This window comes from Streptomyces sp. NPDC060064, assembly GCF_042736455.1.
Lineage (GTDB): Bacteria > Actinomycetota > Actinomycetes > Streptomycetales > Streptomycetaceae > Streptomyces.
This window is the reverse complement of record NZ_JBHWWF010000015.1, coordinates 76926-100140: the sequence shown is the minus strand read 5'-3', so window position 1 is coordinate 100140 and position 23215 is coordinate 76926. Positions and strand designations below refer to the sequence as shown.

Here is a 23215-nt window from a genome sequence, read left to right as displayed (position 1 = left end):
TATCGGGCCGCCGAGGACCGGATTGGGTCTACGGCGGCCCGTCCAGTATCCTGGCTCTTCGGTCGCGCGTATTTTCGCGATCCCGGCTGCCCGCTTCGACTCCGAGTCGGGACGGCCCCTCCCCACGATCCGAAAGCAGGAACAGCTCTGAACGCGCATCTCGACCACCGCAACCCCCTCGTGTTCGACACACACGAGCTGGGGCGGCGTCCTGGTGCGCTTCAGCGGCTGACCCGCACGGTCACGGCCCCCAAGGACTTCGGTATCGAAGGGGTCATCGGTGTGCCCTTGGGCGCACCGATAGCGCTCGAGCTCCGCCTCGAGTCGGTCATGGAAGGTGTGCTTGTCACAGGCACCGCCCGTGCATCGGTCGAGGGGGAGTGCGTAAGGTGTCTGGAGCCGTTGCACCAAGAGGTTGCGGCGGACTTCCAGGAGCTGTTCACGTACCCCGACGCCGACGACCGGGGCCGCACTGCGGAACCCGTCGACGACGCCGAGGACGAGGACAGGCTCTATCTCGAGGACGGCCTGTTCGACCTCGAGCCCGTGCTGCGTGATGCGGTGGTGCTCGCACTGCCGATGCAGCCGGTGTGCCGGGAGACCTGTGCCGGCCTGTGCCCCGAATGCGGGATCAGGCTGGACGAGAACCCGGACCACCACCATGACGCCGTCGACATTCGTTGGGCGGCGTTGCAGGGACTCGTCGGAACCGTCAAGGACGACGAGAAGGACAACATGGGCGGCGCCGAAGCGGGCGTCGACGAGAAGCAGGAGAAGTAGCCGTGGCTGTTCCGAAGCGGAAGATGTCGCGCAGCAACACGCGCCACCGCCGGTCGCAGTGGAAGGCTGCGGTCCCCACCCTGGTTTCGTGTGAGCGTTGCCAGGAGCCGAAGCAGCAGCACATCGCGTGCCCGAGCTGCGGCACCTACAACAAGCGCCAGGTCCTCGAGGTCTGAGCGGCTGGTGAGAGGCCCGATGTCTGAGTTGTCCCACGCCAAGAAGCAGGCAGACAACGTCAACGCAGCCTCGTCCCACACGCTTCTGGAAGGGCGGCTCGGGTATCACCTCGAGTCCGCCCTTCTGGTGCGTGCGCTGACCCACCGTTCGTACGCGTACGAGAACGGCGGTCTGCCCACCAACGAGCGGCTCGAATTCCTCGGGGATTCGGTGCTCGGCCTGGTGGTCACCGACACGCTGTATCGCACCCACCCCGACCTGCCCGAAGGCCAGCTGGCCAAGTTGCGGGCCGCGGTGGTCAATTCGCGTGCGCTGGCGGAGGTCGGCCGTGGCCTCGAACTCGGTCTCTTCATCCGGCTCGGCCGGGGTGAAGAAGGCACGGGCGGCCGGGACAAGGCGTCCATCCTCGCCGACACCCTTGAAGCGGTGATCGGCGCGGTCTATCTCGATCAGGGCCTCGACGCGGCCTCGGAGCTGGTGCACCGGCTCTTCGACCCGCTGATCGAGAAGTCCTCGAACCTCGGCGCCGGCCTGGACTGGAAGACCAGTCTCCAGGAGCTCACCGCTGCCGAGGGGCTCGGAGTCCCGGAGTATCTCGTCACCGAGACCGGCCCGGACCACGAGAAGACCTTCACTGCTGCCGCCCGCGTCGGTGGTGTCTCGTACGGCACCGGCACCGGCCGCAGCAAGAAGGAAGCGGAGCAGCAGGCGGCGGAGTCCGCGTGGCGGGAGATCCGTGCCGCCGCGGACGAGCGCGCGGCTGCCGACAAGGCCGCCGCCGAGGTGGCGACCTCCGCGGAGGCTGCCGCTGATGCGGCGACCGACGCGGCAGGCGAAGAGGCCGCCGACGCCTCTTCGTCCACGGAGTCCGCGGACCGGGCCTCGGCCTGAGTCCACGCTTCCGCTTTCCGCCGTGAGGCCCCTCGCTCCCTGGGAGCAAGGGGCCTCACGGATTTCGGTGGTGGGCGGAGCGGTACGCTGCGGGCGTCACCGCGAAAGTTCTGAAGGAGCCCCGTGCCCGAGCTGCCCGAGGTCGAAGTCGTACGTCGCGGACTCCAGCGCTGGGTCAGCGGACGCACGATCGCCGAGGTGCAGGTGCTGCACCCGCGCGCGGTCCGCCGGCATCTCGCCGGCGGCGAGGACTTCGCGGCCCGGCTCAAGGGTCACAGCGTCGGTGTGGCCCGCCGCCGCGGCAAGTACCTCTGGCTGCCGCTGGCGGACACGGACGCCTCGATCCTCGGCCACCTCGGCATGAGCGGCCAGCTCCTCGTGCAGCCGGAAGCCGCACCGGACGAGAAGCATCTGCGCATCCGTATCCGCTTCGACGACACCCTGGGCACCGAGCTGCGCTTTGTCGACCAGCGCACCTTCGGCGGGCTTTCGCTGCACGACAACACCCCTGAGGGACTGCCCGACGTCATCGCGCACATCGCCCGCGATCCGATCGACCCGGCCTTCGACGACGCGGCCTTCCACACCGCGCTGCGGCTGCGCCGTACGACCGTCAAGCGCGCGCTGCTCGACCAGTCGCTGATCAGCGGTGTCGGCAACATCTACGCGGACGAGGCGCTCTGGCGCGCGAAGCTCCACTACGAGCGCCCCACCGCGACCCTCACACGGCCGCGCTCGGTCGAACTCCTCGGCCACGTACGGGGCGTGTTGGTCGCCGCCCTCGCCGTCGGGGGCACCAGCTTCGACAGCCTGTATGTGAACGTGAACGGCGAATCAGGCTACTTCGCACGGTCGTTGGACGCGTACGGCCGCGAGGACGAGCCGTGCCGTCGCTGTGGCACGCCGATGCGCCGCCGCCCCTGGATGAACCGGTCCAGCTACTTCTGCCCGCGCTGTCAGCGGCCGCCGCGCACCTCGTCGTAAGTGTCGCGTGCCGCCAGTACCTCGGGCATCCGCCCCTCCACGAATCGGATGAGGGTCAGCAGCCGCTCCGCGATCTGGCGTCCCAGCGGGGTGAGTTCGTAGTCGACCCGCGGCGGATTGGTCGGCTGCGCGTCCCGTCGTACGAGCCCGTCGCGCTCCAGCGCCTGCAAGGTCTGGGACAGCATCTTCTCGCTCACACCGTCGATCCGCCGCCGCAGCTCGTTGAAGCGGAACGTGCCTTCGTGAAGCGCTCCCAGCGTCAGGCTGCCCCAGCGGCCGGTGACGTCCTCCAGCGTGTTGCGCGACGGGCACTGGCGGGAGAACACGTCAAAGGCGAGGTCGCCGTTCGGACAGCCCCGGGTGCTCTCTTCCTGCGCACTGGTCTCCATGTCGACACCATACTCCGATGCAGCGCTAACCATTGGGTTGCGCTAACTCGAAGTTAGTGCTTTTCTGGTGCCACCACCGACGAGCACACCGCTTTCGAGGAGACCCCTACCGTGACCACGCCTGTTGTCTCGATTGCCTACCACTCCGGGTACGGCCACACCGCCGTCATCGCCGAGGCTGTCCGCGAAGGAGCGGCCGCCGCCGGCGCCACCGTTCACCTGATCAAGGTCGACGAGATCGACGAGGCCCAGTGGGAGCTGCTCGACGGCTCCGACGCCATCGTCTTCGGGTCGCCCACCTACATGGGGACCGCGTCCGGTGCCTTCCACCAGTTCGCACAGGACACCTCCCAGCGCTGGTTCACCGACGCCTGGAAGGACAAGCTGGCGGCCGGCTTCTCCAACTCCGGCTCCAAGAGCGGCGACAAGCTGCACACCCTGCAGTTCTTCGCGACACTCGCCGCCCAGCACGGTATGCACTGGGTGAACCTCGGGCTCAAGCCCGGCTGGAACTCCACCGAGGGCTCCGAGCACGACCTCAACCGCCTGGGCTTCTTCTCCGGCGCCGCAGCCCAGACCAACTCCGACGAGGGCCCGGAGGGCGTGCACAAGGCCGACATCGCGACCGCGGAGCACCTCGGCCGCCGGGTGGCGGAGACCGCCCGCACCTTCATCGCGGGGCGGGCAGCCGTCGCCGCCTGACCCCGCATGGCCTTGCCTCACCCGCCTGACAAGGAAGAAGGCCCCGTCACCGAGGTGACGGGGCCTTCTCGCGTACGTACGACCGGCTAGAAGCCGAAGTCCTGCGTCCACCAGGGGCCGCCGGCGCCCAGGTGCACGCCGACGCCCATGGTCTTGTAGTCGCAGTTCAGTATGTTCGCGCGGTGACCGTCGCTGTTCATCCAGGAGGTCATCACCGCAACAGCGTCGGCCTGCCCGCGAGCGATGTTCTCGCCGCCGAGCCCCTGCACGCCCGCCTTGTCGGCGCGGTCCCAGGGCGTCGCCCCTTCGGGGCTGGTGTGGTCGAAGAAGCCACGCGCGGCCATGTCGTCGCTGAAGTTCCCGGCCAGCGCCGCAAGCGGTGCACTGGCCTGTACCGGGCTGCACCCCACCTTCGCGCGCTCTTCGTTGACCAGGCGGAGCACCTTGGACTCGGCGGCCGCGGCGGTCTCCGCACCCGAGGGGACGGGGGGCTTGGCCGCCGCGGACGGCCGCTCGGGCGCAGGCGCCTTCGTACGGGCCGGGGCGGCGCTCTTCTTCTGCTTCTGCGCCTCAGGGGCCTTCGCCTCAGGAGCCTTCGGCTGCTTCGAGGGCGTCGCCGACGGCTTGGTCGGCGTGGGCGAGGGAGTCTTCGACGGCGCCTGTGGGCGCGGGGCGCTCTGGTTCGCGGGGGCCGAGGCCCCGTTCGTCGGCTCCGCGCTCGCGTCGCCCTGGGTCTGCAGCTGCGCGGATCCCTCGGCGCGTACCCGCTGGGCGGAGTCGTTGCCGTGACCGACGGTGAACTTGTCGCCGCCCGGAAGCAGGCCGGTCGTGACAGCCACGGCACCTACGGCCATGGCTGCGGAGGCGCCGAGCAGCCCGGTGCGTACGGGTACAAGGCCCCGCTTCTTCCGGCGTGCACCACCCCGGTGCCGGCCTGCCGAGCCGTCCGCGTGGTCATCTGCGACGGGTGTGGCGGCGGAGCGTCGATGGCGTCCCATGCGCTGTGCCTTCCTGGTACTCGACGGTCAATCGTCAACATGACTCACCCATACGAGTGAGACTCATTGCGACGGGACTGTAGCCCATGTGGCGAGGGGGTGAAGTGATCGGAAATCTATTGGCCAGTTACCGTGCACGCATGAACGATGTTGCGCGGCTCACCGCGTGGGTACGCGGCCGAGTACAGGGAGTGGGCTTCCGCTGGTTCACCAGGGCAAATGCATTGGAGATCGGCGGCCTGACCGGCTTCGCGCTCAATCTTGACGATGGCAGGGTGCAGGTTGTGGCAGAGGGGTCACGTGAGAATTGCCACCGTTTGCTGGAATGGCTTCGCTCCGACGACACACCCGGCCGGGTCGAAGGAGTCACCGAGATCTGGGACACGCCCCGCGGTGGTTACGAGGACTTCGCGATCAGGTAATGATCACCGCGTAATTCGGCGAAGCGAAGATCACCGCGTATGCCGACGGCACCTGCCGCGATGGAAATGGCCTGGTGGTTGCCAAGAACGGCTTGTCGTGCCAGGCTGCCGCAGTAAGGATGATCTCTACGCCCCCAGGGCCCCGCAGTGTGGCTCCGCCGCTTCTTTCGCGGCCGTGAGCCCCGGGTTGGCCCGTTGATACGGGGCGTGATCGTGTTGACCGTCAAACTTTTTGGTGAGACTCTGGAAGCCCCGCGCACCTTAGCTGTTTGGCAGTACAAATCGCAGCGCTAGCAAGTAACAATCACTGTCGAGCACCGCGGGTGCGAATCCCTCACGACCCACACCGCATTCGGTCGGTCACTCAGTGTGGAGGACCATCCATCATGGCAAAGGCGCTTCTCGGTTACGTCGGCGGTTCCGACCCGCGACTCCTCGCCGAGATGCGACGGCTGCAGCAGCGCGTCCAGGACCTCGAATCCGAGCTTGTACGGATCCAGTCCGAGAATGACGCGCTCAACGCTGCCGTTGCTCAGCACCCTGGAGAGTCGCTGCTCAACGGCATCGACATCGACGTGCACCAGCCGGAGCCCGCGCTCACCTGAGCAGGGGCGATCAGCTGGAGTTCATCGCGCAAGATATGCAAGGGACGCTTCGGCGTCCCTTCTTTCTTTTCCCGCCCTGCCTCGCCCCTTACAGTCCTTCCCTTACCGTCTGATGTGCCCTGCACCTTCATAGGTGAAACCGGGAGCGCTCTGCCTTCAGGGGTGACAACCCCCGGACCTTCAGTCGAAAATCCCACGTGGCAGGCCGGAGTGGAGCAGCTCCGGCGGTCCGAGCGAAGCGAAAGGTAGAGTCCGGCGGCGTGCACCTCAAGGCCATGACCCTGCGCGGGTTCAAATCCTTCGCCTCCGCCACGACGCTGCGTTTCGAGCCCGGCATCACCTGCGTCGTGGGCCCCAACGGCTCCGGCAAGTCCAATGTGGTGGACGCGCTCTCCTGGGTCATGGGAGAGCAGGGGGCCAAGTCGCTGCGTGGCGGCAAGATGGAGGACGTCATCTTCGCCGGGACGACCGGGCGGCCTCCGCTCGGCCGCGCCGAGGTCTCCCTCACCATCGACAACTCCGACGGCGCGCTCCCCATCGACTACGCCGAAGTCACCATCACGCGGATCATGTTCCGCAACGGCGGCAGTGAATATCAGCTCAATGGCGACACCTGCCGGCTTCTCGATATCCAGGAACTCCTCTCCGACTCCGGCATTGGCCGCGAGATGCACGTCATCGTCGGACAGGGCCAGCTCGACTCCGTACTGCATGCCGATCCGATGGGGCGACGGGCCTTCATCGAGGAGGCCGCCGGTGTTCTCAAGCACCGTAAGCGCAAGGAAAAGGCGCTGCGGAAGCTGGACTCGATGCAGGCCAACCTCGCCCGCGTGCAGGATCTGACCGACGAACTGCGCCGCCAGCTCAAGCCGCTGGGACGGCAGGCCGCGGTGGCCCGGCGGGCCGCCGTCATCCAGGCCGATCTGCGCGATGCCCGGCTGCGGCTGCTCGCCGACGATCTCGTACGGCTCCGGGAGGCACTGCGCGGTGAGATCGCCGACGAGGCCGCGCTCAAGGAACGCAAGGACAGGGCCGAGGCGGAGCTCAAGGCCGCGCTGACACGCGAGGCGGAGCTCGAGGACGAGGTACGGCGGCTGGCGCCGCGGCTGCAGCGGGCCCAGCAGAGCTGGTACGAACTCTCCCAGCTGGCCGAGCGGGTGCGCGGCACGATCTCACTGGCCGACGCGCGGGTGAAGAGCGCGACCGCGGCCCCGGCGGAGGAGCGGCGCGGCCGCGACCCGGAGGACATGGAGCGCGAGGCCGCCCGGATCCGTGAGCAGGAGGCGGAGCTGGAGGCCGCGCTGGAGGCGGCGGAGCACGCGTTGGAGGACACCGTCACGCACCGCGCCGAGCTGGAGCGGGAGCTGGCGGTCGAGGAGCGCCGGCTCAAGGACGTCGCGCGGGCGATCGCCGACCGGCGCGAGGGGCTGGCCCGGCTCAACGGCCAGGTCAACGCGGCTCGTTCGCGGGCGGCCTCCGCGCAGGCCGAGATCGACCGGCTGGCCGCGGCGCGCGACGAGGCTCAGGAGCGGGCCGTCGCGGCTCAGGAGGAGTACGAGCAGCTCAAGGCCGAGGTCGACGGTCTCGACGCGGGCGATGCCGAGCTGGGGGAGCGGCACGACGCGGCCAAGCGTGAACTGGCAGAGGCGGAGGCGGCGCTGAGCGCGGCCCGCGAGGAGCTCACCGGCGCCGAGCGCAAGCGCGCAGCCGTCGCCGCCCGCCGGGAGGCGCTCGCCCTGGGGCTGCGCCGCAAGGACGGCACAGGTGCGCTGCTCGGTGCGAAGGACCGCCTCACGGGGCTGCTCGGGCCGGCCGCGGAACTGCTCGGCGTGACCCCGGGCTTCGAGGTTCCGGTGGCAGCGGCGCTGGGCGCGGCGGCGGACGCCATCGCCGTGGCCGACCCCGCGACGGCCGCCGAGGCACTGCGGCTGCTGCGCAAGACCGACGCCGGACGCGCCGCCATACTGCTCGGCGGTGCCCCCGAATCCGTACCGCAGGCGCAGCGCTCCGACGGTCCTCCGTACGCTGCCGACCTGGTGCGCGGGCCCGCGGAACTGATGCCCGCCGTGCGCCGGTTGCTGCACGGCATGGTCGTCGTCGGGACGCTGGAGGATGCCGAGGACCTGGTCTGCTCGCGGCCCGAGCTCACCGCCGTGACCGCAGAAGGAGACGTCCTCGGAGCGCACTTCGCGCAGGGCGGCTCCGCCGGGGCGCCGAGCCTGCTCGAGGTGCAGGCCTCCGTCGACGAGGCCGCCGTCGAGCTGGAGGAGCTGGCCGTACGGTGCGAGGAGCTGTCGGCGGCCCAGCAGCAGGCCGCGGGACGGCGCGGTGAATGCGCCGCGCTGGTCGAGGAACTGGGAGAGCGCCGCCGGGCCGCCGACCACGAGAAGTCCGCGGTGTCCGGGCAGCTGGGGCGGCTGTCCGGACAGGCGCGCGGTGCTGCGGGCGAGGCCGAGCGGACGACCGCGGCCGCCGCCAGGGCCCAGGAGGCGCTGGAGCGGGCGCGCGAGGAGGCCGAGGAGCTCGCCGAGCGGCTGCTCGTCGCCGAGGAGGCACCCGCGGAGGAGGAGCCGGATACGCATGTACGGGACCGGCTCGCGGCCGACGGCGCCAACGCACGCCAGACGGAGATGGAGGCCCGCCTCCAGGTCCGTACGCATGAGGAGCGTGTGAAGGGGCTCGCGGGGCGTGCTGACACGCTCGACCGGGGAGCGCGCGCCGAGCGCGAGGCTCGGGCACGCGCCGAACAGCGGCGCGCCCGGCTGCGTCACGAGTCGGAGGTCGCCGCCGCGGTGGCGAGCGGCGCCCGCCAGCTCCTGGCGCATGTCGAGGTCTCGCTGGTGCGGGCCGAGGCGGAGCGGGTCGCCGCCGAGGCGGCCAAGGCCGAGCGCGAGCAGGATCTGAGCGCCGCCCGCAATCAGGGACGCGACCTCAAGAGCGAGCTCGACAAACTCACTGATTCAGTTCACCGGGGCGAGGTACTCGGGGCCGAGAAGCGGCTGCGGATCGAGCAGCTGGAGACCAAGGCCCTGGAGGAACTGGGTGTGGAACCGGCCGGGCTGGTCGCCGAGTACGGCCCCGACCAGCTGGTGCCGCCGTCCCCGCCCGCCGAGGGAGAGGAACTGCCCGATGACCCGGATCACCCGCGCAACCAGCAGAGACCCTTCGTACGAGGGGAGCAGGAGAAGCGTCTCAAGTCCGCCGAACGGGCGTATCAGCAACTCGGCAAGGTGAATCCGCTCGCCCTGGAGGAGTTCTCGGCGCTGGAGGAGCGGCACAAGTTCCTCTCCGAGCAGCTTGAAGACCTGAAGAAGACCAGGGCCGACCTGCTGCAGGTGATCAAGGAGGTCGACGAGCGCGTCGAGCAGGTCTTCACGGAGGCGTACCGGGACACCGCCCGCGAGTTCGAGGGTGTCTTCTCGCGGCTCTTCCCCGGTGGCGAGGGCCGGCTGATCCTGACCGATCCCGACAACATGCTCACCACGGGCGTGGATGTCGAGGCCAGACCGCCCGGCAAGAAGGTCAAGCGGCTGTCGCTGCTGTCGGGCGGCGAGCGGTCGCTGACGGCCGTCGCGCTGCTGGTGTCGATCTTCAAGGCCCGGCCGAGCCCGTTCTATGTGATGGACGAGGTCGAGGCGGCGCTCGACGACACCAACCTCCAGCGGCTGATCCGGATCATGCAGGAGCTCCAGGAGTCCTCGCAGCTGATTGTGATCACGCACCAGAAGCGGACGATGGAGGTCGCGGACGCGCTGTACGGCGTCTCCATGCAGGGTGACGGCGTCTCCAAGGTCATCAGCCAGCGTCTTCGCTGACAGGTCTTCAACTCTTCAACTCTTGAACACAAGTCCCTCACATGCCTGCCTGGAACTTCTTAAGGATCAGGCCTTGACTTCGAAACTTGAACGAATAGTCTCTGCAGCGTTGCTTTTACCTTCAAGTGGTGGGTGGCAGGAAGTTGTGCGCCACTTGAAGGGCTCGCCCCCCCACGCCCGGCGACGCTGCCGGACGGCCCCAGGAGTACACGTGACCAGCACTGAGCAGCCACAGCCGGCATCGGGAGGCCGACAGGCCCACCCCGAGCATCTCGGCCATGTCATCTTCATCACGGCCGCCGCCGCGATGGGCGGCTTCCTTTTCGGTTACGACAGCTCGGTGATCAACGGCGCCGTCGAAGCCATCCGGGACCGCTACAACATCGGCTCGGGAACGCTCGCCCAGGTCATCGCCATCGCCCTGATCGGCTGCGCCATCGGCGCCGCGACCGCCGGCCGGATCGCCGACCGTATCGGCCGCATCCGCTGTATGCAGATCGCAGCCGTGCTCTTCACCGCCAGTGCCATCGGCTCCGCTCTCCCGTTCGCCCTCTGGGACCTCGCCTTCTGGCGCATCATCGGCGGCTTCGCCATCGGCATGGCCTCGGTCATCGGCCCGGCCTATATCGCCGAGGTGTCGCCGGCCGCCTACCGCGGCCGACTCGGCTCCTTCCAGCAGGCCGCGATCGTCATCGGCATCGCCATCTCCCAGCTGGTGAACTACGCCATCCTGCAGCTCGCAGGCGGCAACCAGCGCGGCGAGATGCTCGGTATCGAGGCCTGGCAGTGGATGCTCGGCGTCATGGTCGTCCCGGCGGTGCTCTACGGACTGCTCTCCTTCGCGATCCCCGAGTCGCCCCGTTTCCTGATCTCCGTCGGAAAGGTCGACAAGGCGAAGGAGGTCCTCGGCGAGGTCGAGGGCCACAAGATCGACCTGGACGCCCGCGTCGCCGAGATCGAACTCGCGATGCGCCGCGAGCACAAGTCGACCTTCAAGGACCTGCTGGGCGGCCGTTTCAACTTCCTGCCCATCGTCTGGGTCGGCATCGGGCTCTCCCTCTTCCAGCAGTTCGTCGGCATCAACGTCGTCTTCTACTACTCCGCGGCGCTGTGGCAGTCGGTCGGAATCGACCCGGCCAGCTCGTTCTTCTACTCGTTCACCACGTCGATCATCAACATCATCGGCACCGTGATCGCGATGGTCCTGGTCGACCGGGTCGGCCGGCGTCCGCTCGCCCTCGTCGGCTCGGCCGGTATGGCGATCGCTCTCGCCTTCGAGGCCTGGGCCTTCTCCGCCGACCTCGTCAACGGCAAACTGCCCAGTGCCCAGGGCGCCGTCGCCCTGATCGCCGCGCATGTCTTCGTGCTCTTCTTCGCCCTCTCGTGGGGCGTCGTGGTCTGGGTCCTCCTCGGCGAGATGTTCCCGAACAGGATCCGCGCCGCCGCGCTCGGCGTCGCCGCCGCCGCGCAGTGGATCGCCAACTGGCTCATCACCGTGAGCTTCCCGAGCCTGGCGGACTGGAACCTCTCCGGCACGTACATCATCTACACATGCTTCGCCGCGCTCTCGATCCCCTTCGTGCTTCTGTTCGTCAAGGAGACCAAGGGCAAGGCGTTGGAGGAGATGGGCTAATCCCCGCTGCCCCGCTCCTCACCACGGAACTGCCCCGGCTCAGCTCTTGAGCCGGGGCAGTACCGATTCGCTGCGGCGGGAGGGGTACGAGGTCACCGTTCACGGGCGGTGACTGCCCTCGGGCTCAGCCCTTGAGCCGAGGGAGAACGCGCTCCGCGAAGAGGTGCAGGCTGCGCCAGCCCTCATCCAGCGGCATCCCGCCGCACAGCGGGTGCAGCACCAGACTCTCCCCGTCGGCCTCCGCGCACTCGTCCGGCGTGACGACCCGGTAGACGCCCTCGCGCCGCAACTCCTCGACGGTCGTGGCCTGCGAGCGCACCGCCGAGCGGATGTCCTTGGACTGCCAGGAGGCGTACATCCGAGCCTCGTGCAGGAAATGCTCGCCGTACGCGGCCCAGGTGCGGTCCGGGTCCTCCGCTATGTGCAGCAAATGGGTCTTCGCTGCCGGCATCATCGTCCAGCCCTCCGTCCCGTACTCCGCGCGCCGCTCGTGGTAGTACGCCTCCAGCTCCGGCAGATGCGCGCTCGGGAAGAAGGGCAGTCCGAACCGGGCGGCGCGACGGGCCGCGGCCTGCGAGGAGCCGCCCACCAGCAGCAGCGGATGCGGCTGTGTGTACGGGCGGGGAGTGACCAGGACGGTGCGGCCGCGGTATTCGAACGGCTCACCCGTCCATGCCTTCAGCAGCGTCTCGAGGAGCTCGTCCTGGAGCTTGCCGCGCCGGCTCCACTCGACGCCCAACTGCGCGTACTCCTCGGGCCGGTAGCCGATGCCGGCCACCGTGACCAGCCGGCCCTTGCCGATCAGATCGAGTACGGCGATGTCCTCGGCCAGCCGCAGCGGATCGTAGAGCGGGCCGATGATCGCGGAGACGGTGACCGCGATACGGCGGGTGGAGCCGAGCACCGAGCCGGCGAAGACGAAGGGAGAGGGCAGCCAGTTGTTGGTGGCGCCGTGGTGCTCCTCGGTCTGGATGCTGTCGATGCCGCGGTCGTCGGCGTACGCGGCCATCTCGAGCGCGGCGCGATAGCGGGCCGCGAGGGTCTCGGGCGTCGCGTCGGGATCGACGAGATTGAAGCGGGCCACTGTGAAAGCCATGGGAACGGTCCCCTCCGCCGGGTGTGCTGTGTCTTCCCGGGGGACAACCCCGGGACCCGCGGCCGAAGAACAGGTCGGCGGGGCTGAACGGACAGCGGAGGGAGACGGTAGCTGACGAAGCGTCAGATGGACAGGGGTGAGCCGACCATCGCCGTGCTGGAGGCGGTCGGGGAGGTGGCGGGTGGAGTCGGGGCCCGAGGGGACCCGGCTGATACCAACCGCCGCGACCCCCACGATCCCGTACGAGAGGACCGGCGTCGCGGTGGCCGACGACCAGCACCTGCCAGAAGTTCAGGCCGTCGAAGACGATCACCCCCGCGCCCATCGTGAGCAGCAGCACACTGATGTTGGCGGCGACCCAGATGGGAAGGTTCGCGGACGTGGCCGGTGCGCTCGCCGTCAGGCGGACTCCGGGGTTTCCGCGTCTCCGGGGTCGAGGCGGCCGGGTAAAGCCAGAACCACCAGCATCGTACGTATCCCCCAAAGGGTTCAAATGGAGTCCGTCGTCCTTGTGTGATCCTCTGAGGCCGCTGTGTAGGAGCGGTCGTGGCCGATACTGGGTGGGTTATGGAAATCGTCATCCTTGCTGTAGTCATCGCCCTGGTCGCGGTCGGCGCGATCAGCGGGCTCGTGGTCAGCAGCCGCAAGAAGAAGCAGCTGCCGCCCTCGGCACCGTCGAGTACGCCGACCATCACTGCCCCGCCCGCCGAGCCTCAGGTCGGTGAGGACGCCGCACCGACGGTCGAGGAACCGCGCCGCACGATCGGGGAGGTCGACCTCCCCGACACCGCCGAGGCGGTCGAGGCCCCGGCCGCCGTCGAGGATCCGGTCGTCGCGGCGCCCCCCGTCCCCGAGATCGAGATCCCCGAGCCGACCGCGGGCCGGCTCGTCCGGCTGCGCGCCCGCCTCGCCCGCTCCCAGAACTCCCTCGGCAAGGGGCTGCTCACGCTCCTGTCGCGCGAGCACCTCGACGAGGAGACCTGGGAGGAGATCGAGGACACGCTGCTCACCGCGGATGTCGGCGTCGCGCCGACCCAGGAGCTGGTCGAGCGGCTGCGCGAGCGCGTACGGGTGCTCGGTACGCGTACCCCCGACGAGCTGCGCTCCCTGCTGCGCGAGGAGCTGCTGCACCTCCTCGGTACCGACTTCGACCGCGCGGTGAAGACCGAGAGCGGTCTGGACACCCCGGGTGTCGTCATGGTCGTCGGCGTCAACGGCACCGGAAAGACGACGACGACCGGCAAGCTGGCGCGGGTCCTGGTCGCGGACGGCCGCTCCGTGGTGCTCGGCGCGGCGGACACGTTCCGCGCCGCGGCCGCGGACCAGCTCCAGACCTGGGGTGAACGGGTCGGCGCACGCACGGTGCGCGGCCCCGAGGGCGGTGACCCGGCATCAATCGCGTTCGACGCGGTCAAGGAGGGCATCGCCGAGGGCGCGGACGTCGTACTCATCGACACGGCGGGCCGGCTGCACACCAAGACGGGCCTGATGGACGAGCTCGGCAAGGTCAAGCGCGTCGTCGAGAAGCACGGCCCGCTGGACGAGATCCTGCTGGTCCTGGACGCCACGACCGGTCAGAACGGCCTGGTGCAGGCGCGGGTGTTCGCTGAGGTCGTGGACATCACCGGCATCGTGCTGACCAAGCTGGACGGTACGGCCAAGGGCGGCATCGTCATCGCGGTCCAGCGCGAACTGGGTGTACCGGTGAAGCTGGTGGGCCTGGGCGAGGGGCCGGACGATCTGGCGCCGTTCGAGCCGGAGGCGTTCGTCGACGCGCTGATCGGCGAGTAGCTGTCCCTGGGTGGGCCCGCCTTTCGTACCGGGGCTCTGCCCCGGACCCCGCGCCTCAATCGCCGGCGGGGCTGAGATTCAGCCCGTCCGGCGATTGAGGACACAGGGCGTACGGGGTCCCGCTGCGCGCGAGACCCGCGCGTCAGGGAAAGGTGCGGTGGCAGACGTACGCCAAGGTCCCCAGCAGCAGCCGCGCCTCCGGCGGAGCCGTCGCCGTGTCCAGGGACGGGGGCCGGAGCCAGCTCACCGGCCCCAGGCCCGCCTGGTCGGACGGCGGAGCCATGATGTGGTCACCGGCGCCCAGGCAGTACAGGTCCAGGTCCGCGTCGTCCCAGCCCATCCGGTAGAGCAGCTCCGGGAGTTCTGCCGCCGCGCCGGTGGCGACGAAGAACTGGCAGCGGCCGTCCGGCGTCGCCGAGACCGGGCCGAGCGGGAGACCCATCCGCTCCAGGCGCAGCAGTGCGCGGCGGCCGGCCGGGGCGGCGACGTCGAGGATGTCGAAGGTGCGGCCGACCGGCAGGAGCAGGGACGCGCCAGGCACCTCCGCCCATGCCTTGGTGACCTTGTCCAGGGTGGCGCCGGCGGGGATCTCGGCGGCGAAGTCGAGGGGGTGGGCGCCCGGGGACGTACAGTCCGGGGCGCCGCAGGAGCACCGGCCTGACGCGGCTCGCGCGCCAGGGATCACGGCCCAGCCCCACAGCCCTGTGTACTCGGCCACCACTGTGCACTCGGTGGTACGGCCGCGGCGCCGTGATCCGGGCCTGATCTCCCTGGTCCCCCGGCTGCCGCCGATCGTGAAGCCCATGCCCCCTCCAACAGGTCGTCAACGCCGGTGGTTACGACCCGAAGTCTCCCCGTAACACTGCGTCGCAGTCGGTGAAGCTCCGGCGGCGTGCGGTGGCGCGAGGGGTGGTGCGGACCATGCCGCGCGCCTGTGCGTGCAACGCTCCGCTGCCTCCTGATCGTCGTATGTCAAGTGAATCGCGCCCGACGGTAAGCGAGTTCATTCGAAGGGGTGGCGAATGGTGGCGTTTCTGGAATCTCCCTCACTGGAGGGGTGATCGTAGGACTACTTTCAGTACACGAATCCTGGAGTTCCGCGCACTTGTGGGTATGCCGGAGGCAACTCGGCTTCCTGTTCGATGGGGCGCAACCTCCGTACAGGCGGTCTCAACTCACGGCATTCTGGTAGGGGTTCGAGTACCAAGGCTTTCAGTGGATGGGGGCGTTCCCGTGGGCGGCACCGGCGCAGACGGTACGAATACCGACAAGCGCCCGAACGACCAGTTGAGTTCGTGGTTCGTGCGCAGCGGTTGGTCGAAGGGCGAGCTTGCGCGCCAAGTAAACCGCCGGGCACGCCAGATGGGCGCACACCACATCAGCACGGACACCTCACGCGTGCGCCGCTGGCTCGACGGCGAGCAGCCGCGTGAGCCGATCCCGCGCATCCTTTCCGAGCTGTTCTCCGAGCGTTTCGGCAGCGTCGTCGCCATCGAGGACCTCGGACTGCGCTCGGCGCACCAGTCACCCTCGGTGTCCGGAGTGGATCTGCCCTGGGCGGGCCCCCAGACCGTCGCACTGCTCAGCGAGTTCTCGCGCAGCGACCTGATGCTGGCGCGGCGCGGCTTCCTCGGGACCTCGCTCGCACTGGCCGCGGGACCCGCCCTCGTCGAGCCGCTGCAGCGCTGGCTGGTGCCGTCGCCGGTCGGCGAGCCGGGACAGCCGGCGCCGGCCGCCATGCGCAGGGCCTCCCGGCTCTCCAAGCCCGAGCTCGAGCTGCTGGAGTCCACCACCGCGATGTTCCGCCAGTGGGACGCGCAGTGCGGCGGCGGGCTGCGCCGCAAGGCGGTCGTGGGCCAGCTCCACGAAGTCACCGATCTGCTCCAGGAGCCGCAGCCCGCGACCACCGCCCAGCGGCTGTTCAAATGCGCCGCCGAGCTCGCGGAGCTGGCCGGCTGGATGAGTTACGACGTCGGCCTGCAGCCCACCGCGCAGAAGTACTTCGTACTGGCCCTGCACGCCGCCAAGGAAGCGGTCGACAAGCCGCTCGGCTCGTACATCCTGTCCTCGATGAGCCGCCAGATGATCCACCTCGGGCGGCCCGAGGACGCCCTGGAACTCATCCATCTGGCGCAGTACGGCAGCCGCGACTGCGCGACCGCGCGCACCCAGGCGATGCTGTATGCGATGGAGGCCCGCGCTTACGCCAATATGGGCCAGCCCAGCAAGTGCAAGCGAGCCGTCCGGATGGCCGAGGACACCTTCGCCGACGCCGGTCTCGACGGCGAGTCCGAGCCCGACTGGATCCGCTTCTTCTCCGAGGCCGAGCTCAACGGCGAGAACGCCCACTCGTACCGAGACCTCGCCTATGTAGCAGGACGAAGCCCTACGTACGCCTCGCTCGCCGAGCCGGTGATGGAGCGCGCCGTGGACCTCTTCGGCAAGGACGAGGAGCACCAGCGGTCGTACGCACTCAATCTGGTCGGCATGGCCACGGTCCATCTCCTGAAGAAGGAGCCCGAGCAGTCCATGGTCCTGGCCGGACGGGCGCTCACCGTCGCCAAGAAGGTCCGCTCCGAGCGGGTCAACACCCGACTGCGCAAGACCGTCGACACGGCGGCCCGGGACTTCGGAGGCGTGGCCGAAGTCGCACACTTCACCGACGAGCTCACAGCCCTGCTCCCCGAAACCGCGGAAGCGGTCTGAGCGGACGGCGCCCGCCGGACCCCGGTCGCGACGATCACCCCGGACAACCCGACTCGGCTCCCCCCGCGCCAGGTCAGCCGGGTGGCCGTCGCGGCCGGTCGTGATGTGCGCAGAGGATACTCCCGGGCCCCTCACCCGACCCGCCTGTTCATGGGGGCGTAACACGCAGGACCCCTTCGTCACTGCGGCGAAACATCGAGTGGCATCGACGGAAACGGCGCTGCGCCAACCTCATGGCGCATAACCGGCCCGCCCGTATCCGCACAGGCTTCGCCCGCACGCGGCCGCACCAACAACGAGGAGACGCCGATGCCTCCAGGCATCTCGACGCTTGCCGCAGACACTCCCACGCTGTCTGCCGCCAACACCGGCTTCATGCTCATCTGCTCCGCACTGGTGATGATCATGACTCCGGGCCTGGCCTTCTTCTACGGAGGCATGGTCCGGGTCAAGAGCACCCTCAACATGCTGATGATGAGCTTCATCAGCCTCGGCATCGTCACGATCCTGTGGGTGCTGTACGGATTCAGCGCCGCCTTCGGCACGGACAAGGGTGGCTTCATCGGCTGGACCTCGGACTATGTCGGACTGAGCGGCATCGGCATCACCCAGCTGTGGGACGGCTACACCATTCCGGTGTATGTCTTCGCCGTCTTCCAGCTGATGTTCGCGATCATCACGCCGGCGCTGATAAGCGGTGCGCTCGCGGACCGCGTGAAGTTCACCGCCTGGGCGCTGTTCGTGGCGCTGTGGGTCACCGTTGTCTACTTCCCGGTCGCGCACTGGGTGTGGGGCGCGGGCGGCTGGCTCTTCGAGCTCGGTGTCATCGACTTCGCCGGCGGTACGGCCGTCCACATCAACGCGGGTGCCGCGGCCCTCGGTGTGATCCTTGTCATCGGCAAGCGCGTCGGCTTCAAGAAGGACCCGATGCGGCCGCACAGCCTGCCGCTGGTGATGCTCGGTGCCGGGCTCCTGTGGTTCGGCTGGTTCGGCTTCAACGCCGGCTCGTGGCTCGGCAACGACGACGGCGTCGGCGCGGTGATGTTCGTCAACACCCAGGTCGCCACCGCCGCCGCCATGCTCGCCTGGCTGGCGTACGAGAAGATCCGCCACGGCGCCTTCACCACGCTGGGCGCCGCCTCCGGCGCAGTCGCGGGTCTGGTCGCCATCACCCCGTCCGGCGGCTCCTGCTCGCCGCTCGGCGCGATCGGGATCGGCGCCATCGCCGGTCTGCTCTGCGCCATGGCCGTCGGTCTGAAGTTCAAGTTCGGCTACGACGACTCCCTCGATGTCGTCGGCGTCCACCTCGTCGGCGGTGTCGCCGGCTCGCTGCTGGTCGGCTTCTTCGCCACCGGCGGTGTCCAGTCCGACGCCAAGGGCCTCTTCTACGGCGGCGGACTCGACCAGCTGGGCAAGCAGGCCGTCGGTGTCTTCGCGGTGCTGGCCTACTCTCTGGTGGCATCGGCGATCCTCGCCTTCCTCCTCGACAAGACCATCGGTATGCGGGTGGAGGAGGACGTCGAGGTATCCGGAATCGACCAGGACGAGCACGCCGAAACCGCGTACGACTTCAGCGGTGCCGGCGGCGGTGCCGGCTCCCGCAAGGCCGTAACCGCGCCGGGCGACTCCGTGGCAGCCGCAGCCAAGACCAAGAAGGTGGACGCATGAAGCTCATCACCGCAGTCGTGAAGCCACACCGGCTGGACGAGATCAAGGAGGCCCTGCAGGCCTTCGGCGTCCAGGGGCTCACGGTGACGGAGGCCAGCGGATACGGCCGCCAGCGCGGCCACACCGAGGTCTACCGCGGCGCGGAGTACACCGTCGACCTGGTCCCGAAGATCCGTATCGAGGTACTGGTCGAGGACAGCGACGCCGAACAGCTCATCGATGTCGTCGTCAAGGCGGCCCGTACGGGCAAGATCGGTGACGGCAAGGTGTGGAGCGTCCCGGTCGACACGGCGGTACGGGTGCGGACCGGCGAACGCGGACCTGACGCACTGTAAGCGCTCGACAGAACAGGAGCTGCTGGGTGACGAGCCTCGAAATGACCACCGAAGCGGAAGACTCGGGACCCAGCGGCTATGCGGCGGCCCGGCTGCGCCTTCTCAGTGAGAAGGAGCGGCCCGGGCCGCCGCGCCGTGCCGCCCTGGCGAAGCTGACCGACGACTGGTTGTCCGCGCTGTTCACCACCGCCTGTCTGGAGGCCGGGGTGCGGGGCGCGGCGCTCGTCGCCGTCGGCGGCTACGGGCGCGGTGAGCTGTCGCCGCGCAGCGACCTCGATCTGCTCCTGCTGCACGACGGCGGCGCGGATGCCGGCGCGATCGCCACTCTCGCCGACCGGATCTGGTACCCGGTGTGGGATCTGGGGCTGGCCCTCGACCACTCCGTACGCACCCCGGCCGAGGCCCGCAAGACCGCGGGCGAGGACCTCAAGGTGCAGCTCGGGCTGCTGGACGCACGCCCGGTCGTGGGCGATCTGGGGCTGGTGGCCGGGCTGCGCACCGCCGTACTGGCCGACTGGCGCAACCAGGCGCCCAAGCGGCTGCCCGAGCTGGACGAACTGTGCCGTGAACGTGCCGAGCGCCAGGGCGAGTTGCAGTTCCTCCTCGAACCCGACCTCAAGGAGGCGCGGGGCGGGCTGCGGGACGCCACCGCGCTGCGCGCCGTCGCCGCTTCCTGGCTCGCCGACGCGCCGCGCGAGGGCCTCGCCGAGGCCCGCAGGCGGCTGCTGGACGCCCGGGACGCGCTGCATCTGGCCACCGGCCGGGCCACCGACCGGCTCGCGCTCCAGGAGCAGGACCAGGTGGCCACCGAGCTCGGTCTGCTGGACGCCGACGCACTGCTGCGGCAGGTCTACGAGGCGGCGCGCACCGTCTCGTACGCCACGGACGTCACCTGGCGTGAGGTGAACCGGGTGCTCAGGGCACGGTCCCTGCGGCCGCGGCTGCGGGCGATGCTGAGCGGCGGGCGCACTCCGCAGCCCGAGCGCAGCCCGCTCGCCGAGGGCGTCGTCGAACAGGACGGCGAAGTGGTGCTCGCCCGCGCCGCACGGCCGGAACGCGACCCGGTGCTCCCGCTGAGGGCCGCTGCAGCCGCCGCCCAGTCCGGGCTGCCGATCTCCCTGCACGCCGTACGCCGGCTCGCGGCCGCTGCCCGACCGCTGCCGGTGCCGTGGCCCGCCGAGGCCCGCGAGGAGCTCGTCACCCTGCTCGGCGCGGGGGAGTCGACGGTCGCGGTCTGGGAGGCGCTGGAGGCCGAGGGCCTGATCACCCAGCTGCTGCCCGACTGGGAGCGCGTACGCTGCCGGCCGCAGCGCAATCCCGTGCACACCTGGACCGTCGACCGCCACCTCGTCGAGGCCGCGGTCAAGGCCTCGTCCCTCACCCGCCGCGTCGGCCGCCCCGACCTGCTGCTGGTCGCGGCCCTGCTGCACGACATCGGCAAGGGCTGGCCCGGCGACCACTCGGTGGCCGGCGAGACCATCGCCAAGGACCTCGCGACCCGGATCGGATTCGACCGCGCCGACGTGGCCGTCATCGCCACGCTCGTACGCCACCATCTGCTGCTCGTCGAAACGGCGACCCGGCGCGATCTGGACGACCCGGCGACCGTCGCCTCGGTCGCCTCCGTCGTCGGCTCGGCGGGCACCCTCGAGCTGCTGCAGGCCCTCACCGAGGCCGACGCCCTCGCCACCGGACCCGCGGCCTGGTCGTCCTGGCGCGGTTCGCTGGTCGCCGACCTGGTCAGGCGGGTCGCCGCGGTTCTCGCCGGCGACGCCCCGCCCGAGCCGGAGCCCGCCGCGCCCAGTGCCGAGCAGGAACGGCTCGCCATCGAGGCACTGCGCACCGGTGAACCGGTGCTCGCGCTGCACGCCCACACCGAGCGGCCCGAGCCGCCCCAGGAACGGGACCAGCCCGAACCCGTCGGCGTGGAACTGCTGATCGCCCTGCCCGACCAGCCGGGTGTGCTGCCCGCCGCGGCCGGCGTGCTCGCTCTGCACCGGCTGACCGTCCGCGCCGCCGACCTGCGCTCCATCGACCTGCCCACCGAGCTCGGCGAGTCCGCAGGCGTACTGCTGCTGAGCTGGCGGGTGGCGGCCGAGTACGGATCGCTGCCACAAGCCGCCCGGCTCCGCGCCGATCTCGTACGGGCGCTGGACGGAACACTCGACATTCCGGGCAGGCTCGCGGAACGTGAGGCCGCGTACCCGCGCCGGCGCGGGGTCAAGGCCCCGCCGCCGCGGGTGACCGTCGCCGCCGCGGGCTCCCGGCTCGCGACGGTGATCGAGGTCCGCGCCCAGGACGCGCCCGGACTGCTGCACCGGATCGGCCGCGCGCTGGACGAGTCGGCGGTACGGGTCCGCAGCGCCCATGTCTCCACACTGGGCGCGAACGCCGTCGACGCCTTCTATGTCACGGGCCTGGAAGGCGCGCCGCTGCCCCCGGAACAGGCCTCCGAGACCGCCCGTACGCTCGAGGCGATGCTGCGCGCCTGAGGTGAGACCGGCCACGGGGCGTACCCCACCGCGCGCGGCCCGATACCCTGGGGGACACTGTCCGCCCGCTCCCGACCCGAGGATCCGCGACCACCGTGTTCGACACCCTCTCCGACCGCCTTGCCGCGACATTCAAGAATCTCCGGGGCAAGGGCCGCCTGTCCGAGGCGGACATCGACGCCACGGCGCGCGAGATCCGTATCGCGCTGCTCGAAGCGGACGTGGCGCTGCCCGTCGTCCGGGCCTTCATCAAGCAGGTCAAGGAGCGTGCGGCCGGCTCCGAGGTCTCGCAGGCGCTGAACCCGGCACAGCAGGTCATCAAGATCGTCAACGAGGAGCTCATCGGCATCCTCGGTGGCGAGACCCGCCGCCTCCGTTTCGCCAAGCAGCCGCCGACCGTGATCATGCTCGCGGGTCTGCAAGGTGCGGGTAAGACGACGCTGGCCGGAAAGCTGGGTCTCTGGCTCAAGGGCCAGGGGCACTCGCCGCTGCTCGTCGCCTGTGACCTGCAGCGTCCCAATGCCGTCAACCAGCTGGCCGTCGTCGCCGAGCGCGCGGGCGTTTCGGTGTACGCGCCGGAGCCGGGCAACGGCGTAGGCGACCCGGTCAAGGTCGCCAAGGACTCCATCGAGCACGCCAAGGCCAAGCAGTACGACGTGGTCATCGTCGACACCGCGGGCCGCCTCGGTATCGACCAGGAGCTCATGCAGCAGGCCGCGGACATCCGCGACGCCGTCAGCCCCGACGAGGTCCTCTTCGTCGTCGACGCGATGATCGGTCAGGACGCGGTCAACACCGCGGAGGCCTTCCGCGACGGCGTCGGCTTCGACGGCGTGGTGCTCTCCAAGCTCGACGGTGACGCCCGCGGTGGTGCCGCGCTCTCCATCGCGCATGTCACCGGCCGCCAGGTCATGTTCGCCTCCAACGGCGAGAAGCTGGACGACTTCGACGCGTTCCACCCGGACCGCATGGCGTCCCGCATCCTCGGCATGGGCGACATGCTCAGCCTGATCGAGAAGGCCGAGCAGACCTTCAGCCAGGAAGAGGCCGCCAAAATGGCCTCCAAGCTGGCGAGCAGCAAGGGCAAGGACTTCACGCTCGACGACTTCCTGGCGCAGATGGAGCAGGTCAGGAAGATGGGCTCCATCTCCAAGCTGCTCGGGATGCTGCCCGGCATGGGGCAGATCAAGGACCAGATCAACAACATCGACGACCGGGACGTGGACCGTATCTCCGCGATCATCAAGTCGATGACCCCGGCCGAGCGCCAGGACCCGACGATCATCAACGGTTCGCGCCGGGCCCGTGTCGCCAAGGGTTCCGGTGTCGAGGTCAGCGCCGTGAAGGGCCTGGTGGAGCGCTTCTTCGAGGCCCGCAAGATGATGTCGAAGATGGCCCAGGGCGGCGGGATGCCGGGTATGCCCGGGATGCCGGGCATGGGTGGCGGTCCCGGTCGTCAGAAGAAGCAGATCAAGCAGGCCAAGGGCAAGCGCAAGAGCGGTAACCCCATGAAGCGCAAGGCCGAGGAGCAGGCGGCAGCGGCGCGCCGCGAGCAGGCGGCGCAAGGTGGGGCGTTCGGACTTCCGGCCGGTGAGCCGGGCAAGGACTTCGAGCTGCCCGACGAGTTCAAGAAGTTCATGGGCTGAGTTTTCCTCTGGTTTGTACGTCGGTGTGGGGCCCCCCCCGAGGGGGGGGCCCCCACCCCGATATTGGAGAAAAACACGAGATTAT

At 69.6% G+C, this 23215-nt stretch carries 19 protein-coding genes and 1 pseudogene; 15 read left to right on the top strand and 5 right to left on the bottom strand.

All coding sequences use genetic code 11. The annotated features are described in order from the left end of the window. Positions 1-147: 147 nt before the first annotated feature. The 4 genes from ACFWDI_RS19465 to mutM all read left to right on the top strand — a co-directional run bounded on the left by ACFWDI_RS19465 (position 148) and on the right by mutM (position 2832). Entirely contained in the window at positions 148-780 is a 633-nt protein-coding gene (locus ACFWDI_RS19465; RefSeq protein ID WP_385305591.1) for a YceD family protein, read from the top strand. A gap of 2 nt (positions 781-782) precedes the next feature. Next, entirely contained in the window at positions 783-956 is a 174-nt protein-coding gene (rpmF, locus tag ACFWDI_RS19460; RefSeq protein WP_026165248.1) for a 50S ribosomal protein L32, read from the top strand. 19 nt (positions 957-975) lie between these two features. Beyond that, positions 976-1848, top strand: coding sequence for a ribonuclease III (gene rnc / locus ACFWDI_RS19455; protein ID WP_385305472.1), 873 nt, complete (start codon positions 976-978; stop codon positions 1846-1848). Positions 1849-1971: 123 nt separating this feature from the next. Continuing rightward, a complete protein-coding gene (gene mutM, locus ACFWDI_RS19450; protein ID WP_385305470.1) occupies positions 1972-2832 on the top strand; it encodes a bifunctional DNA-formamidopyrimidine glycosylase/DNA-(apurinic or apyrimidinic site) lyase in 861 nt (286 codons plus the stop codon). Here mutM and ACFWDI_RS19445 read toward each other — a convergent pair. After that, the gene (locus ACFWDI_RS19445) at positions 2805-3221 is read right to left on the bottom strand and encodes a winged helix-turn-helix transcriptional regulator (protein ID WP_385305468.1); all 417 of its coding nucleotides are present in this window, start codon (positions 3219-3221) and stop codon (positions 2805-2807) included. The two genes, mutM and ACFWDI_RS19445, sit on opposite strands and share 28 nt — an antisense overlap. Positions 3222-3332: 111 nt before the next feature. On the opposite strand from ACFWDI_RS19445, the gene ACFWDI_RS19440 reads away from it, so the two are divergent. Then, on the top strand, positions 3333-3923 hold the full coding sequence (locus ACFWDI_RS19440; RefSeq protein WP_385305466.1) for a flavodoxin family protein: 591 nt from the start codon (positions 3333-3335) through the stop codon (positions 3921-3923). An 86-nt stretch (positions 3924-4009) separates the two neighbouring features. Here ACFWDI_RS19440 and ACFWDI_RS19435 read toward each other — a convergent pair whose 3' ends face one another. Beyond that, complete coding sequence (locus ACFWDI_RS19435; RefSeq protein ID WP_385305464.1) at positions 4010-4921, bottom strand: CAP domain-containing protein; 912 nt, start codon at positions 4919-4921, stop codon at positions 4010-4012. Positions 4922-5061: 140 nt separating this feature from the next. Here ACFWDI_RS19435 and ACFWDI_RS19430 point away from each other — a divergent pair, with 140 nt between their 5' ends. From ACFWDI_RS19430 to ACFWDI_RS19415, 4 genes are all read left to right on the top strand, one after another. Further along, positions 5062-5343: an acylphosphatase gene (locus ACFWDI_RS19430; protein ID WP_385305462.1), complete on the top strand. Its 282-nt coding sequence runs from the start codon at positions 5062-5064 to the stop codon at positions 5341-5343. Positions 5344-5729: 386 nt separating this feature from the next. Continuing rightward, positions 5730-5948, top strand: a complete 219-nt coding sequence (locus ACFWDI_RS19425; protein ID WP_327326328.1) for a hypothetical protein — start codon at positions 5730-5732, stop codon at positions 5946-5948. 260 nt (positions 5949-6208) lie between these two features. Continuing rightward, positions 6209-9763 carry a chromosome segregation protein SMC gene (gene smc / locus ACFWDI_RS19420; protein ID WP_385305461.1) on the top strand — a complete coding sequence of 1185 codons (3555 nt, stop codon included), beginning with the start codon at positions 6209-6211 and terminating at the stop codon, positions 9761-9763. 211 nt (positions 9764-9974) lie between these two features. Next, entirely contained in the window at positions 9975-11396 is a 1422-nt protein-coding gene (locus ACFWDI_RS19415; RefSeq protein ID WP_385305460.1) for a sugar porter family MFS transporter, read from the top strand. Between the two features lie 124 nt (positions 11397-11520). Here the strand turns inward: ACFWDI_RS19415 and ACFWDI_RS19410 are convergent, their stop codons facing one another. Beyond that, positions 11521-12492 (bottom strand): LLM class flavin-dependent oxidoreductase, encoded by a 972-nt coding sequence (locus ACFWDI_RS19410; RefSeq protein WP_385305589.1) that lies wholly within the window; start codon positions 12490-12492, stop codon positions 11521-11523. Positions 12493-12696: 204 nt separating this feature from the next. Then, a pseudogene (locus tag ACFWDI_RS19405) lies at positions 12697-12920 on the bottom strand (cytosine permease); the annotation flags it as partial. Between the two features lie 139 nt (positions 12921-13059). On the opposite strand from ACFWDI_RS19405, the gene ftsY reads away from it, so the two are divergent. Continuing rightward, a complete protein-coding gene (ftsY, locus tag ACFWDI_RS19400) occupies positions 13060-14283 on the top strand; it encodes a signal recognition particle-docking protein FtsY (protein WP_385305459.1) in 1224 nt (407 codons plus the stop codon). A 142-nt stretch (positions 14284-14425) separates the two neighbouring features. On the opposite strand, the gene ACFWDI_RS19395 is transcribed toward ftsY, so the two are convergent. Then, the gene (locus ACFWDI_RS19395) at positions 14426-15088 is read right to left on the bottom strand and encodes a bifunctional DNA primase/polymerase (protein ID WP_385305458.1); all 663 of its coding nucleotides are present in this window, start codon (positions 15086-15088) and stop codon (positions 14426-14428) included. Between the two features lie 428 nt (positions 15089-15516). On the opposite strand from ACFWDI_RS19395, the gene ACFWDI_RS19390 reads away from it, so the two are divergent. The 5 genes from ACFWDI_RS19390 (at position 15517) to ffh (ending at position 23130) form a co-directional block, all read left to right on the top strand. After that, positions 15517-16989 carry a hypothetical protein gene (locus tag ACFWDI_RS19390; RefSeq protein ID WP_385305457.1) on the top strand — a complete coding sequence of 491 codons (1473 nt, stop codon included), beginning with the start codon at positions 15517-15519 and terminating at the stop codon, positions 16987-16989. 309 nt (positions 16990-17298) lie between these two features. Continuing rightward, entirely contained in the window at positions 17299-18657 is a 1359-nt protein-coding gene (locus ACFWDI_RS19385; RefSeq protein WP_385305456.1) for an ammonium transporter, read from the top strand. Continuing rightward, positions 18654-18992: a P-II family nitrogen regulator gene (locus tag ACFWDI_RS19380; RefSeq protein ID WP_175258793.1), complete on the top strand. Its 339-nt coding sequence runs from the start codon at positions 18654-18656 to the stop codon at positions 18990-18992. The genes ACFWDI_RS19385 and ACFWDI_RS19380 overlap by 4 nt, the downstream gene beginning before the upstream one ends. Before the next feature lie 26 nt (positions 18993-19018). Continuing rightward, entirely contained in the window at positions 19019-21484 is a 2466-nt protein-coding gene (locus tag ACFWDI_RS19375) for a [protein-PII] uridylyltransferase (protein WP_385305455.1), read from the top strand. Between the two features lie 95 nt (positions 21485-21579). Then, positions 21580-23130: a signal recognition particle protein gene (ffh, locus tag ACFWDI_RS19370; protein ID WP_385305454.1), complete on the top strand. Its 1551-nt coding sequence runs from the start codon at positions 21580-21582 to the stop codon at positions 23128-23130. Positions 23131-23215 lie beyond the last annotated feature (85 nt).